Source organism: Mycolicibacterium wolinskyi str. Jessa 2025, assembly GCF_049241375.1.
Lineage (GTDB): Bacteria > Actinomycetota > Actinomycetes > Mycobacteriales > Mycobacteriaceae > Mycobacterium > Mycobacterium wolinskyi.
This window is the reverse complement of record NZ_CP185960.1, coordinates 997,209-1,010,469: the sequence shown is the minus strand read 5'-3', so window position 1 is coordinate 1,010,469 and position 13,261 is coordinate 997,209. Positions and strand designations below refer to the sequence as shown.

Below are 13,261 nucleotides of genomic sequence, written 5' to 3'. Positions count from 1 at the left end.
CTACTTAGAACGATGCTACGACGCTGCCCTGATTTCCGTTTGGGATTGCGACCGCGACCGCAACGCTCGCCACGGGTCCAGCCCGGCGATGGCGTCGACTCGTTGCCCGGCCGGGACCTTTGTGTAGATCACCGTGGACTGGATCGACCGGTGTCGCATCAGTTCTTGAACCACGCGGATGTCGACGCCGTTGTCCAGCATCGTGGACGCGTACCAGTGCCGCAGCGCGTGCGGCGTACCGCGCACCCCAGCGCGGCGCATCGTCCGGCCGATGATGTCGCTGACCGACTTCGCCAACACGTGCTCCGACTCGTGGCCACGCATTGGGAACCACCACCCGGCCCCCGGCATTTCCGAAGCAATCTCCAACAGGGTCGGATGCAATGGCAGTGATTTGAGTTTGCGGCCCTTGCCCTTCACCCATAGCTGCCTGGTGCTGAAGTCAAAGTCTTCGCCCCGGATCTGCGCAATTTCGTGGACCCGCAGGCCAGCGAGAAGCGCGAGCATAATCATTTTGCGAGTCGAGTTCCACATGCGGGCCTGGAGCAGCTTGACTACGTCCGTGTCGGAGATCGGCCGTGGTTCTCGCTCTGGCACTCGCGGGGTGCCGACTTTCACCATTGGGTTGTCGATGCGCCGGTCCATGATCTGCAGCCATTTGAACCACGCTGACAGGTAGCTGGTGTAGGTTGCGGCTGTCGAGTCGGCCCATTCGTCGTCGTGGGCAGCGATCCAGTCCACGATATCGATAGCAGAGATGCTCACGGGTTGGATGCCGGTTTCGGCGTGCAAGAGCCTTACTACACGAATCCGTTCGTCCAGAGTCCGGCGCGAAAGCCGTTGCGCAACTTGCCAGATCTTCCAGTCGTCCAAACCAAGTGTGGTCACTGTGTTATTCATCATGGTTTGCATCTTCAAGGGATTGGCATTAGCTGCGTCAGCGGTCGACGCAAACGTGATGGTTCCGACGCCATTCCGGGACTCTCGTACCAGATTTGGGACAGGTTGTCCTGGTCCGGTCACGCCGCCGAAACGATCTGTGAGTAGAGCTCGGCGAGCAGTCGGACCAAGCGCTCGGCGTCACGACGACCAGCAGCAACATGGATGGGCTGCGGTTCGATGCCCGCGACCACCCAGACGTCCGGCTGAATGGTGATGTACCAGTCGCCGAACTCTCGGCCGACGGCGTAGCAGACTTCGCGCCCGAACTTTCCGCCGACGCGCGCGGACACGCATCCGACTTCGCCTTCGGTAGGTTCGCGAACGTCGATGTGTGTGGTTACGTCGGCGCTCATGCGGCTGCGACCTCGTCTTGTTCTACGGACGCAGAAGGCCAGTCTGCCGGGCTAATAATCCGCAGGTCCCAGGTTCGAGCCCTGGTGGGGGCACAAACAACGTCCGATGAGTTTCTCGCCGTCGGCAGTCGGTATTGGCATGACTGAAGAAACCGTCGTCGCGAAGACCATCGTCAATGCCCCCGCAGAGGCCGTCTTCGACCTGCTGGCAGATCCGTCGACGCATGCGGCGATCGACGGCACCGGTTGGGTACGCGAGCCCGTCGATGCGACTCGCGTGACGGGCACCGGACAGGTCTTCCGGATGGCGATGTATCACGACCTGCACCCCAACAAGCACTACGAGATGGTGAACCGCGTCGAGGTGTTCGACCGGCCGCGGGCGATCGCATGGCTGCCGGGAACCGAACCACGACACATTCCCGGCCGCGACGCATCCGACGACTCCACGGTCGAATACGGGGGTTGGATCTGGCGGTATGACCTCGCATCGGCCGGCGTCGACCGAACCGAGGTCACGCTGACCTACGACTGGTCGAATGTGCCGCCACACCATCGCGACATCGAGTTCCCGCCGTTCGGCCCCGAGCATCTGGACAACTCGCTGCGGCATCTGGCCGAGTTGGCCGAGCGCGCTTAGGCCGTCGTACGCGGACACCTGTCAACATCGGTGGGCGCCGCACAGGAATGCCCTCTATGGTGTCTTCCGGGGGGTTGCTGGTTGAACAGACTGGTCGTACGAAGGAGTCGCTATGTCGTCCCGGCGCCTTGCCACCCGGGCTCTCGCCACCTCGGTCAGCGCCGCCGCGTTGGCGGCAGCCATGACGTTGGGCATCGCACCGGCACACGCCACCCCTGAGGACGACAAGTTCTTCGCCATCGTGAAAGAGCTGGGCGTCGCGACGAATTCGCCAGAAGAGGCGGGCACGGTCGGGCGCGGCGTGTGCGATGCGGTCGACAAGGGCAAGATCGAGCCGGCCCGCACGGTGCGCAGCATCATGAACCAGCTGATGAACCAGGCGGGCATCGACAAGGGCCAAGCCGCGAATCTGGTCTGGGGCGCCGTCAAGGTCTACTGCCCGCAATACAGCTCGATCGTCGGACGCTAACCGCCCGAATGATGGGCCGGGACGCGCACCTCCGGCGGCGAACCCATGACCCCGAGCGCGTTGTCGACGGCCGAGCGGGCGGCGTCGAGCAATTCCCTGGCCCGCTGCGGAACGAATCCCACGGGGTGTGACCAAACACTCTGGAACGCAAGGCTTCCCAGCACGGGCACGATGTGCGTGCTGGCCGCCTGCGGCAGGTATGCCGGATGCGCTGTCGCGGTCACCGCGCCCAGCGCGACCACCGCGGCGCTGAGCACCGCGGCAAACGCAACACCGATTGACCGAGTAGTGCGGAGAACGGCCCCCCGGCGAATCTTCATTCGCACCACACAGTGATCCTGCACCAAACCACGGCGCCAGGTACAGCGGTTAACGCATTCGGTACATCAGACCTCGGGACAGTAGTGCCACGGATTTCCGCGGGCGTCCAGCGGCGGCAGGTTGCGTGCGGGCGTCTCGAGCAGTGGCGCGTCGGCCGGGAGACGGCCGGTCGCACGGTCCCAGCCCGCCCGCGCGCGGGGATGCATGCGGCGACGCTTGGGCAGCATCTTGAACGTGTAGTGCACGAGTTTGCCGAACAGGCGATGCAACTTCTCGTCACGCTCGGACCACGTGTAGCCCATCAGTTCGCGCACCGGCGGGTCATAGAGGCCGACGGTCACCCAAACGGCGAACGGCCCCAACAGTTTCAGATTGAGCTTCCACAGGGGATCTGGAATCCATTCCAGGGACGGATGTTTCGGCATGGTCGACAGGTCGAGCACCTCACGCGCGGCATAGTTGTTCTCGAGCACGTTGCGGCACATGTGATCCCAGTAGACCTGGAACTCCTCCCAGGTCTTGGGGACCGGTCGCATGCTCATGCCGTACTGGCGATACCAGGTGATGTGCTCGTCGAACAGCTGACGCTTCTGATCCTCGGTGAGACCACCACCGAAATGCTCCGCGGTGAGGATCGTGCCCATGAAGAACGTGGAATGCGCCCAGTAGAAGACGTCGGGGTTGAGTGCGCTGTAGCGACGTCCCAAGGAGTCGACGCCCTTGATCCCGATGTGGTAGTCGCGGACCTGGGCGCCGGTCTGCGGTGCGCGGTCGCCGTCGAACACCACGCCGCCGATCGGATATAACGACCGCAGCAGCCGTGGGAGGCGCTCGCGGAAGAAGATCGAATGCTGCTCGACGGCCGCACCGAGCTGCGGGTGCATGTTCTGCATGGACCCGGCCCACGGGCCCTGCAACAGACCGCGCCAGTCCCCGAAGATCTGCCACGTGAGCGAATCCGGGCCCAGCACGTCGGGCAGCGCCTCGTAGCCGCCCGATGCGGGACATCCCGCCGCGAGCGCAGCGGAACCGCTGGTCACCGGGCACGTCTCAGAAGTATCTTGTGTCACAGATGCACTTTCTGCCGGCAGGGTCAGCTAGCCTGATCCGATTTTGACTACACACGTTGTCATCAAGAGCTTAGGAGTACATGTGCCGTCCGGTCAACGACGCGGCCGATGGTCAGGCGTTCCGCTGCGCGAGCGCACGGCCCTTCGCCGCGACGAGCTGATCGCTGCCGGGGTGAAATTGCTCGGTGACGCCGAGGGCCCGGCACTGACGGTTCGTGCGGTTTGCCGGGAGGCTGAGCTGACCGAACGGTATTTCTACGAGAGTTTCACCGACCGCGACGGCTTCGTACGGGCCGTCTACGACGACGTCTGCGCCAGGGCGATGTCGGCGCTGACCTCGGCGGCGACGCCACGTGAGGCGGTCGAACGGTTCGTCGCGCTGATGGTCGACGACCCCGCGCGCGGCCGGGTGCTGTTGCTGGCACCGGAATCCGAGCCGGTGCTGACACGGTCGGGCGCCGAGTGGATGCCGAACTTCATCGACCTGCTGCAGCGCAAGCTCACCCGCATCGCCGACCCGGTGCGTCAGGCAATGGTCGCGACCAGCCTGATCGGCGCCTTGACGGCGTTGTTCACGGCCTACCTCAACGAGCGGCTGCCGGCGACGCGCGAGCAGTTCATCGACTACTGCGTCGACATGCTGCTGGGGCGGGTGCCGAGCTTCTGAGCCGGCCTACTCGTCGGGCGTGCTGACCTCGGCGAGTTCGTCTTCCTCGGCGGCGGCCGCCTCATCCGCGGCGGCCTTGGCCTCGCGTCCGAGCGGGCTGGCGATCGAAGCACCCGGATTGACGGCCGTGGCATGGTCACCGGCGCAGTTCAGCGACAGCTGCACGACGTCCTCGGTGTGCTCCCAGTAGACGTCGTCGGTCATCGGCACGAGCGGCCTGGTGTCCCAGGCGTTGGTGACGATGCACTCGTCCTTGGGCAACCGGCCGCCGACGGTCACTGCCACGCGCGGCGTGCCGCCGGCGTCCTCGATTGCCGACGCGGCGTCGGCATACGGCTGACCCACGACATCCGGGGCCGCCGACGCAGCTCCCGCGCCGGCCAATGCGACTGCGAATCCCGCGGCTGACGTGCCGAGAACGCTTCCGAGCACACTGACGATCTTCATTTGGCCCGACCTTCCCCATCCGGTGATCTCTCCCGGAAGTGGGGCGGCCAGCGCCTTCGGTAGTGCTCTCAGTCGCCCCACGGCCCGCGACGCAGGTCGCGGACTCCAGGAGCTAGCTGAATTCTAACCGTCAGGGCGATTGACGAACCGAAAACTTTTACTCGTCGGGCGTGCTGGCCTCGGCGAGCTCTTCCTCCTCGGCGGCGGCTGCCTCGTCGGCAGCGGCCTTGGCCTCCCGGCCGGCCGGGCTCGCCAGCGAGGCACCCGGATTGGTCGCGGAGGCGTATCCACCGTCGCAGTTGAGAGACAGCATCACTTCACCGTCGGCGTGCTCGTACTCGTCGCCGGCATCGCGCACGAACGGCGCGTCCCAGGCGTTGGTGACCACGCACTCGTCCTGCGACAACTTGCTGCCGACCGTGACGGCGACCTTGGGCTCGCCGCCGTCATCCTCGATCGCCGAGGCGGCGTCTTCGTACGTCTGACCCACGACATCAGGGGCGGCAGCCGCGATACCTGCTCCGAACAGTCCGGCCGCCCCAAAAGCGATGGCTGCTCCAGCTCCGGCAACGACGAGCTTCTTCATATGCGCCCGGCTCCTCACGGTAATCCCACCACTGCACCAAACGGCAGTCCGCGAGGAGATTACCGAGCAGACCGCACGAAAGACGGTTGCGCAGAAGGGAACTGTGCGTGAACGCTCAGTGTGAACGGGGCGAGCGCCCCGACTTACTCGTCGGGCGTGCTGGCCTCGGCGAGCTCTTCTTCCTCGGCCGCGGCAGCCTCGTCGGCGGCGGCCTTGGCCTCGCGACCGGCCGGGCTCGCGACCGAGGCGCCCGGGTTGGTGGCCGTGGCGTGGCCGCCGTCGCAGTTCAGCGCGACCATGACCTCACCATCGGCGTGCGCGAACTCGCCACCGTCGTCGCGCATGAACGGCGCGTCCCAGGCGTTGGTGACGATGCAATCGTCCTGCGACAACTTGCTGCCCACCGTCACCGCCACCTTGGGGGTGCCGCCGTCGTCCTCGATCGCCGTCGCGGCATCCGAATAGGTCTGACCCACGACATCGGGCGCTGCGGCGGCAATACCGGCGCCGAGGAGGGACGACACGGCCGCACTGGCAGCAACCGCCGCTCCGGCCCCGAGAACGATGAGCTTCTTCACGTGTGCCCAACCTCCGAGTCTGGGTATTCGGTATCTGTTCGATGAACGTTTGGTTGTGATCTCTTGACGTTCCCGCGGATCGTACCGTCATCCCCCGCGTGGCGCAGCGCTGATGTGAGACGGCCGGCGTAACTTGATGTCACCGGGTTACACAGATATATTGACTGCAACCAACAGGTACAGATAACTGGGCGGCGTCTCCGGACGCGAGGAGGGTAAGGACCTATGACGAAGGAACTCACCGACCTACAGCTCCTGCACGAGCTTGAGCCCGTCGTCGAGACGGCCATCAACCGCCACATGCGGATGCGCAAGGACTGGAACCCGCACGACTACATCCCGTGGTCGGACGGCAAGAACTACTACGCCCTCGGCGGCCAGGACTGGGAGCCGGGGCAGTCCAAGCTGTCCGAGGTCGCCCAGACCGCGATGGTGCAGAACCTGCTCACCGAGGACAACCTGCCCTCCTACCACCGCGAGATCGCGATGAACATGGGTATGGACGGCGCATGGGGCCAGTGGGTCAACCGCTGGACCGCCGAGGAGAACCGGCACGGCATCGCGCTGCGCGACTACCTCGTGGTGACGCGCGCCGTCGACCCGGTGCAGCTCGAGGAGTTGCGCGTCGAGCAGGTCACCCGCGGCTTCTCCCCCGGCCAGAACCAGCAGGGCGACCTGTTTGCCGAGAGCCTGTTCGACTCCGTCATCTACGTGACGTTCCAGGAACTCGCGACCCGCGTCTCGCACCGCAACACCGGCAAGGCGTGCGACGAGCCCATCGCCGATCAGCTGCTGCAGCGCATCTCAGGTGACGAGAACCTGCACATGATCTTCTACCGCGATGTTTCGGCCGCCGGCCTCGACATCTGCCCCAACCAGGCCATGAAGTCGCTGCACCGCGTGCTCGACAACTTCAAGATGCCCGGGTTCACCGTGCCGGAGTTCCGCCGCAAGGCCGTGATCATCGCCGTCGGTGGCGTGTACGACCCGCGCATCCACCTCGACGACGTGGTCATGCCGGTGCTCAAGAAGTGGCGCATCTTCGAGCGCGAGGATTTCACCGGTGAAGGCGCGCGCCTGCGTGACGACCTGGGCCGGCTGGTCGAGGAGCTCGAGGACGCCTGCGACAAGTTCGAGGTGGCCAAGCAGCGCCGCCTGGAGCGCGAGAAGAAGGTGGCCGAGAAGAAGGCCATGAAGAACCTGTTGGTGACGACCTCGTCGACGGCATGACCCTGACGGCACCGCCCGCCGATACGACCCGATCTGGCCTCCAGATCGGGTCGATCGCATTGCGCAGCCCAGTCGTCCTCGCGCCGATGGCCGGGGTGACCAACGTCGCCTTCCGCACCCTGTGCCGCGAGCTCGAAGTCGCGCGGGCAGGCACCGTCAGCGGTCTGTACGTCTGCGAGATGGTGACCGCGCGTGCGCTCGTCGAGCGCCACCCCGTCACCATGCACATGACGACGTTCGCGCCCGACGAGTCACCCCGGTCGCTTCAGCTCTACACCGTGGACCCGGAGACCACCTACCGGGCCGCGAAGATGATCGCCGACGAGGGCATGGCCGATCACATCGACATGAACTTCGGCTGCCCGGTGCCCAAGGTCACCAAGCGCGGCGGCGGCGCTGCCCTGCCCTACAAGCGCCGGCTGTTCGGCCAGATCGTCGCCGCAGCCGTACGCGCGACCGAGGGCACGGACATCCCCGTCACGGTCAAGTTCCGCATCGGGATCGACGACGCACACCACACCCACCTCGATGCCGGCCGGATCGCCGCCGAGGAGGGCGCGGCCGCCGTTGCCCTGCACGCACGTACGGCGTCGCAGCGGTACTCCGGCACCGCCGACTGGGACCAGATCGCCGCCCTCAAAGCACACGTCACGACGGTCCCGGTACTCGGCAACGGTGACATCTTCGAGGCCGATGACGCGCTGGCGATGATGGCGGCCACCGGCTGCGACGGCGTGGTGATCGGCCGCGGCTGCCTCGGGCGGCCCTGGCTGTTCGCCGAGCTGTCCGCGGCGTTCAACGGCCGGCCGATCCCGACCCCGCCGACGCTCGGCGAGGTAGCCGACATCGTGCGCCGCCACGGCGAGTTGCTGAGCGAGCACTTCGGCGAGGACAAGGGCATGCGTGACATCCGCAAACACGTCGCGTGGTACCTGCACGGCTTCCCCGCCGGGGCCGATTTGCGTCGTTCCCTGGCTCTGGTCAAGACGCTGCGCGAGCTCGACGAGCTGCTCGACCAAGTGGATCGCGACGCGCCGTTCCCGCCCGCCGCGACCGGCCCCCGTGGCAGGCAGGGCTCGGCGGCCTCGGTCTCGCTGCCCGAGGGCTGGCTCGACGATCCCGACGACTGCGCGGTGCCCACCGGCGCCGACGTCATGCACTCGGGAGGCTGATCCCCATCGGCGATCGCGTCGGCCATCGAGACAAACTCGAGACGGGTCTGTCATCTCTCGTGACTGGCCGTCTCTCAGGATGGCTCAGTACGATGAGGATCCTGTCGCGGCTGACGCAATCGCCCCTCAAGTAGCGCAGCCACGCACACTGCTGCTAGAAGATTTAGGGGTCAGCACTAGCAGCGCCAGGCAGATTGACGCGCACCGACGCGCACTATCCATGGAGTCGGAGGCCGATAGGACATGAGTGACGGCGACAACGCCACTCCTGGCCGTCGGCGCCACCGTGCCCCGGAGGACGGCTCCGACAACCAATGGATTACCCGATCGCCACAGCCTTTACCAGGCGCCGCGCCGTGGGAACGCAGTGATCGCGTGCAACCGGACGACGTGACACCCGACGAGCCCACCGGAAGCCATGCCGACGGCGTCACCGTCGCCGATCTCATCGCCAAGGTCGCCGGGACCGCGCCCGAGAACGCGCCGCGGCGCTCCCGCCACCGGCTCGAACCGGAGCCGGAGCCTGAACCGAAGCCGACACCAGAGCCCGAGCCCGCGTTCCAACCTCAGCCCGAACGACCGGCCGAACGGACCGAGATTCTTGAGCCGGTGCGGTACGAGCCCGAGGACTATCCGTCGGACTACCCGCCCGACGTCTACGAACCCCAAGCATTCGCGCCCGCAGAGTTCGCACCGGCGCCCGCGCCGATGCGCGACCCGGACGCGATGGAGACCGAAGTCATCCCGGCGGTTCGCGACCATCCCGATCTGCCGGACACGCACCGGCCCTCGTGGCGGCCCGGCCGCTCGCCCCGGGCAGACGAGCCGGTGGACGACCTCCAGGACTTCGACGAGTTCGAGGAGCGTGATCCGGCGTCGCGCCGCAAGGTCATGCTGGCGGGCCGGGCGATCGCCGCCTTGATCGCCGTGCTGACGCTGGTCCTGACCGGCGGCGCGTGGCAGTGGCAGACGTCGAAGAACAACCTGCTCAACAAGGTTGCCGCGCTCGACCCGAACTCGCGCGACATCATCGACCCGAACGCCCAGTTCGGTGACGAGAACTTCCTGATCGTCGGCGTCGACAGCCGGTTCGGTGAGAACGCCGACATGGGCGCGGGCAACACCGAGGACGCCGGCGGAGCACGGTCCGACACGATCATGCTCGTCAACATCCCCGCCAACCGGGAACGTGTGGTCGCGGTGTCGTTCCCCCGCGATCTGGAGATCAGCCCGATCGAGTGCGAGCCGTGGAACGCCGAGACGGCCACGTACGGCCCGCTCTACGACGAGGAATCCGGCACCTACGGCCCCGACCAGGTCTATACCGAAACCAAGCTGAACTCGGCGTTCGCCTTCGGTGGGCCCAAATGCCTCGTGAAGGTCATCCAGAAGATGTCCGGCCTGTCGATCAACCGCTTCATGGCCGTCGACTTCGCCGGATTCGCGAAGATGGTCGACGCGCTCGGCGGCGTCGAGGTATGCAGCACCACGCCGCTGGAGGACTACGAGCTCGGCACCGTCCTGGCCAACGCAGGCCGCCAGACCGTCGACGGCCACACGGCACTCAATTACGTGCGGGCCCGCCAGGTCACCACCGAGTTCAACGGCGACTACGGCCGGATCAAACGCCAGCAGCTGTTCCTGTCGTCGCTGTTGCGATCACTGATCTCCAAGGACACGTTCTTCTCGCTGAACAAGCTCAACAACGTCGTCAACATGTTCATCGCCGACAGCTACGTCGACAACATCAAGACCAAGGATCTCGTCGACCTCGGCCAGTCGGTGCAGGGCGTCAACGCCGGGCGGATCACCTTCGTGACGGTCCCGACCACCGGCTATGCCGACGAATGGGGCAATGAGCAGCCTCGCATCGAGGACATGCAGGCGCTGTTCGACGCGATCATCAACGACGACCCGTTGCCCGGCGAGAAGAACCCGGACAACACGCCGGTGCCCGGCACGCCGGAATCCGCCACGTCGTCCGCTCAGGCATCGCAGGCACCGGAGACGACCACGGAGGCACCCGCACCCACCGCGCCGGAACCCGCCGAGCTGGTGAACGCCATCACCACCGAACCGCAGCATGTCACCGTCCAGGTCTCGAACTCGACCGGCCAGAGCGGGCTCGCGGCAACCGCTGCCACCGAGCTGCAGCAGCATGGATTCAACGTGAACACGCCGGACGACTACCCGGGTCCGCTCGCGTCGACCACGGTGTTCTTCTCCCCCGGCAACGAGGAGGCGGCCGCGACGGTGGCATCCTCGTTCCCGAACCCGACCATCGAACGGGTCGGCGGCATGGGCGATGTCGTGCAGGTCGTGCTGGGTAGCGACTTCAACGCCGTCAATGCGCCCACCCCGAGCGGTTCGCCCGTACAGGTGAACGTCGTGCACGGCACCAACAGCCCGCCGACCCATCTGCCCGAGGACCTGAACGTCACGAACGCCGCGGACACGACCTGCGAATAGTCCGGTGAAGGGCATTCACTGTCCGTTCACTCATGGCGTCGTGACTATCAGGCCTCTGACCGCCTAATCTTGGTGCATGCGTACCCAGTACCACGAACAGTTGGATTCACTCACAGACCAGCTCGGCGTCATGTGCGAGTTGGCGGGTACCGCGATGGAGCGCGCCACCCAGGCACTCCTGCAAGCCGATCTCGTACTGGCCGAGCAGGTCATCACCGACCACGACCAGATGACGGCACTCAGCGCGCAGGCCGAGGAATCCGCATTCGTGTTGCTGGCCCTGCAGGCGCCGGTAGCGGGGGATCTGCGTTCCGTCGTCGGTTCCATTCAGATCGTGGCGGACGTCGACCGCATGGGGGCCCTCGCGCTGCACGTGGCGAAGATCGCGCGGCGCCGGCACCCCCAGCACGCGCTGCCCGAAGAGGTCAACGGCTACTTCTCGGAAATGGGCCGGGTCGCAGTCGAATTGGGCCACGCCGCCCGCGAGGTGTTGATCACCCGCGATCCGGAGAAGGCCGCTCGGATCCAGGAAGAAGACGACGCGATGGACGATCTTCATCGCCATCTCTTCACCGTCCTGATGGACCGGGAGTGGAAGCACGGCGTGACCGCCGCGGTCGATGTCACGTTGCTGAGCCGGTTCTACGAGCGATTCGCAGATCATGCGGTCGAGGTTGCCCGTCGGGTCATCTTCCAGGTCACCGGAAGCTATCCGGACGGCGAGAAGGTCGCCAACCAGCACTGATGCGGGTTCAGTCCGCCGGCACCAGGCGGACACCCACTTTCTGCGCGGCCGCGAGGTCGCGCAGAACTTTTGTCAGCACCTGCAGTTCAGCAGTGCTGTAGCGCATCAGGAAATCGGCGAACCCCCGGTTCATCTCCTCGTGGAGCTGCCGGTGCAGCTCCGCGACGAGTTCGCCGTCGGCGCTCAGTGCGAGCTCGATCTCCTTGCGATTGCCGGGGATCGGCGTTCGGGTCACGAGCCCGGCCTCGACGAGGCGCTGGACATGTTTGGACACCGTGCCCTTGAGCTGACCCGACCTGGCGGCCAGGCCGACGATGCTCACCGGCCCGTCGGCGATGGCTGCCAGCAGATGCATCGACAGCGTCGGCAGCGTCCGCACCGCAGCTGACAGCTCGGCCGGGCACCGCTGCGCCATGAAGTCGCGCTCGGCGTCGCCGTCCTCGTCGCCGTCGAACTTGTCCCCCACCTTGGCGAGCAGCTCGGTGATGCCCTCGACCAGCGCAGTCTTGGTTTTCACGGAAACCATATTGCCATCCCGTCGCGCGCCGGTATATCGTTTCCTGAGAAACCATATCCGAGGAAACCATGGAGCGATCATGAAGGCCGCAGTTGTCACGCAATGGGGCGAGACCCCTAGATACACCGACGTTCCGGACCCGCAGCCACGCGACGGTGCCGAGGTCGCCGACGTCGAGGCATCCGCCCTGACCAACATCACCCGCGGTCTCATGAGCGGAAAGCACTACGCCAGCAAGGAAATCCAATTGCCCGCGATTCCTGGGATCGACGGGATCGCCCGCCTCGCCGATGGGCGCCGCATCTACACGGGCGCGCTCCCCCCGTACGGCATGATGGCGCAGCGCGCGCTGGTCAACCCCACGGGCGGCGTCGAGGTACCCGAACATGTCGATTCGGTGGTCGCAGCGGCGGTGCCGAATCCGGGCATGTCGGCCTGGATCTCACTGTCGTATGCCGCGGCGGTCCAGCCCGGCGACCATGTCCTGGTGCTGGGCGCCACCGGCGTGACGGGCTCGATGGCCGTGCAACTGGCCGGCTCAGCGTTCGGCGCTGCCAGGATCGTGGTGGCCGGCCGCGACGCCGGCCGCCTGGAGTGGTTGCGGACCGCCGGCGCACACGACGTCATCGCGCTTGGGACAGACGATCTCGGCGCGAGGGTGGCCGAACTACACGCGCAGCGGCCCTTCGACGCCGTGCTCGACTATCTGTGGGGCGAGCCCGCCGAACAGACGTTGACAGCCCTGGCCAACAGCCACCCGGCAGCGCATCACCACGCCACGCGCTTCGTCCAGATCGGCTCGATGGCAGGCCCGGCGCTCAACCTCGATGCGGGCGTGCTGCGCAGCACCGGAATCACGTTGTGCGGCGTGGGCATCGGCAGTGTCCCGCCCGAGGTCATGGTGCAGACCCGCACCGAAGCGTTGCCGAAGCTGTTCACCATGGTCGCGTCGGGCGAACTCCAATTACGCACGCAGGCCCGGCCGCTGTCCGACGTCGAGCAGGTGTGGACAGCTACCGGGCCTTCGGGCACGCGTGTGGTGTTGACGCCCTGAC

General features: G+C 66.2%; 16 protein-coding genes. 8 read left to right on the top strand and 8 right to left on the bottom strand.

Going from position 1 to position 13,261, the window contains the following annotated elements; all coding sequences use genetic code 11:
* Window positions 1-15 precede the first annotated feature (15 nt).
* Window positions 16-903, bottom strand: coding sequence for a tyrosine-type recombinase/integrase (locus ACOI2T_RS05000; RefSeq protein ID WP_421875963.1), 888 nt, complete (start codon window positions 901-903; stop codon window positions 16-18).
* A gap of 116 nt (window positions 904-1,019) precedes the next feature.
* Window positions 1,020-1,295, bottom strand: coding sequence for a hypothetical protein (locus ACOI2T_RS04995; protein ID WP_409503845.1), 276 nt, complete (start codon window positions 1,293-1,295; stop codon window positions 1,020-1,022).
* A 139-nt stretch (window positions 1,296-1,434) separates the two neighbouring features.
* Here ACOI2T_RS04995 and ACOI2T_RS04990 point away from each other — a divergent pair, with 139 nt between their 5' ends.
* Window positions 1,435-1,935, top strand: coding sequence for an SRPBCC family protein (locus ACOI2T_RS04990; RefSeq protein WP_409503846.1), 501 nt, complete (start codon window positions 1,435-1,437; stop codon window positions 1,933-1,935).
* A gap of 112 nt (window positions 1,936-2,047) precedes the next feature.
* Entirely contained in the window at window positions 2,048-2,404 is a 357-nt protein-coding gene (locus ACOI2T_RS04985) for a DUF732 domain-containing protein (protein ID WP_085141782.1), read from the top strand.
* Here ACOI2T_RS04985 and ACOI2T_RS04980 read toward each other — a convergent pair.
* Window positions 2,401-2,661 carry a hypothetical protein gene (locus ACOI2T_RS04980; protein WP_409503847.1) on the bottom strand — a complete coding sequence of 87 codons (261 nt, stop codon included), beginning with the start codon at window positions 2,659-2,661 and terminating at the stop codon, window positions 2,401-2,403. The genes ACOI2T_RS04985 and ACOI2T_RS04980 overlap by 4 nt on opposite strands.
* Before the next feature lie 129 nt (window positions 2,662-2,790).
* Window positions 2,791-3,795: an oxygenase MpaB family protein gene (locus ACOI2T_RS04975; protein ID WP_409503848.1), complete on the bottom strand. Its 1,005-nt coding sequence runs from the start codon at window positions 3,793-3,795 to the stop codon at window positions 2,791-2,793.
* A gap of 82 nt (window positions 3,796-3,877) precedes the next feature.
* On the opposite strand from ACOI2T_RS04975, the gene ACOI2T_RS04970 reads away from it, so the two are divergent.
* Complete coding sequence (locus ACOI2T_RS04970; RefSeq protein WP_409503849.1) at window positions 3,878-4,462, top strand: TetR/AcrR family transcriptional regulator; 585 nt, start codon at window positions 3,878-3,880, stop codon at window positions 4,460-4,462.
* Window positions 4,463-4,468: 6 nt separating this feature from the next.
* Here ACOI2T_RS04970 and ACOI2T_RS04965 read toward each other — a convergent pair whose 3' ends face one another.
* From ACOI2T_RS04965 to ACOI2T_RS04955, 3 genes are all read right to left on the bottom strand, one after another.
* Window positions 4,469-4,909, bottom strand: coding sequence for a hypothetical protein (locus ACOI2T_RS04965; protein ID WP_067846461.1), 441 nt, complete (start codon window positions 4,907-4,909; stop codon window positions 4,469-4,471).
* A 157-nt stretch (window positions 4,910-5,066) separates the two neighbouring features.
* The gene (locus ACOI2T_RS04960; protein WP_067846464.1) at window positions 5,067-5,495 is read right to left on the bottom strand and encodes a hypothetical protein; all 429 of its coding nucleotides are present in this window, start codon (window positions 5,493-5,495) and stop codon (window positions 5,067-5,069) included.
* Window positions 5,496-5,638: 143 nt separating this feature from the next.
* Entirely contained in the window at window positions 5,639-6,073 is a 435-nt protein-coding gene (locus ACOI2T_RS04955; RefSeq protein ID WP_067846467.1) for a hypothetical protein, read from the bottom strand.
* Window positions 6,074-6,298: 225 nt separating this feature from the next.
* On the opposite strand from ACOI2T_RS04955, the gene ACOI2T_RS04950 reads away from it, so the two are divergent.
* From ACOI2T_RS04950 to phoU, 4 genes are all read left to right on the top strand, one after another.
* Complete coding sequence (locus ACOI2T_RS04950; RefSeq protein ID WP_409503850.1) at window positions 6,299-7,303, top strand: acyl-ACP desaturase; 1,005 nt, start codon at window positions 6,299-6,301, stop codon at window positions 7,301-7,303.
* The gene (gene dusB, locus ACOI2T_RS04945) at window positions 7,300-8,475 is read left to right on the top strand and encodes a tRNA dihydrouridine synthase DusB (RefSeq protein WP_067846474.1); all 1,176 of its coding nucleotides are present in this window, start codon (window positions 7,300-7,302) and stop codon (window positions 8,473-8,475) included. Before ACOI2T_RS04950 ends, dusB begins: the two co-directional genes overlap by 4 nt.
* A 243-nt stretch (window positions 8,476-8,718) precedes the next feature.
* Window positions 8,719-10,944, top strand: coding sequence for an LCP family protein (locus ACOI2T_RS04940; protein ID WP_409503851.1), 2,226 nt, complete (start codon window positions 8,719-8,721; stop codon window positions 10,942-10,944).
* Between the two features lie 76 nt (window positions 10,945-11,020).
* Window positions 11,021-11,689, top strand: coding sequence for a phosphate signaling complex protein PhoU (phoU, locus tag ACOI2T_RS04935; protein ID WP_409503852.1), 669 nt, complete (start codon window positions 11,021-11,023; stop codon window positions 11,687-11,689).
* 7 nt (window positions 11,690-11,696) lie between these two features.
* Here the strand turns inward: phoU and ACOI2T_RS04930 are convergent, their stop codons facing one another.
* Complete coding sequence (locus tag ACOI2T_RS04930) at window positions 11,697-12,206, bottom strand: MarR family transcriptional regulator (RefSeq protein WP_409503853.1); 510 nt, start codon at window positions 12,204-12,206, stop codon at window positions 11,697-11,699.
* A gap of 79 nt (window positions 12,207-12,285) precedes the next feature.
* Between ACOI2T_RS04930 and ACOI2T_RS04925 the strand changes: the two genes are divergently transcribed.
* Window positions 12,286-13,260, top strand: a complete 975-nt coding sequence (locus ACOI2T_RS04925; RefSeq protein WP_409503854.1) for a quinone oxidoreductase family protein — start codon at window positions 12,286-12,288, stop codon at window positions 13,258-13,260.
* The last annotated feature ends 1 nt before the right edge of the window (window position 13,261 follow it).

Coding starts and splice junctions, on each gene's coding strand:
- ACOI2T_RS05000 (WP_421875963.1), bottom strand. CDS start 903: ATGATGAATAACACAGTGACCACACTTGGTTTGGACGACTGGAAGATC.
- ACOI2T_RS04995 (WP_409503845.1), bottom strand. CDS start 1,295: ATGAGCGCCGACGTAACCACACACATCGACGTTCGCGAACCTACCGAA.
- ACOI2T_RS04990 (WP_409503846.1), top strand. CDS start 1,435: ATGACTGAAGAAACCGTCGTCGCGAAGACCATCGTCAATGCCCCCGCA.
- ACOI2T_RS04985 (WP_085141782.1), top strand. CDS start 2,048: ATGTCGTCCCGGCGCCTTGCCACCCGGGCTCTCGCCACCTCGGTCAGC.
- ACOI2T_RS04965 (WP_067846461.1), bottom strand. CDS start 4,909: ATGAAGATCGTCAGTGTGCTCGGAAGCGTTCTCGGCACGTCAGCCGCG.
- ACOI2T_RS04960 (WP_067846464.1), bottom strand. CDS start 5,495: ATGAAGAAGCTCGTCGTTGCCGGAGCTGGAGCAGCCATCGCTTTTGGG.
- ACOI2T_RS04950 (WP_409503850.1), top strand. CDS start 6,299: ATGACGAAGGAACTCACCGACCTACAGCTCCTGCACGAGCTTGAGCCC.
- dusB (WP_067846474.1), top strand. CDS start 7,300: ATGACCCTGACGGCACCGCCCGCCGATACGACCCGATCTGGCCTCCAG.
- ACOI2T_RS04940 (WP_409503851.1), top strand. CDS start 8,719: ATGAGTGACGGCGACAACGCCACTCCTGGCCGTCGGCGCCACCGTGCC.
- phoU (WP_409503852.1), top strand. CDS start 11,021: ATGCGTACCCAGTACCACGAACAGTTGGATTCACTCACAGACCAGCTC.
- ACOI2T_RS04925 (WP_409503854.1), top strand. CDS start 12,286: ATGAAGGCCGCAGTTGTCACGCAATGGGGCGAGACCCCTAGATACACC.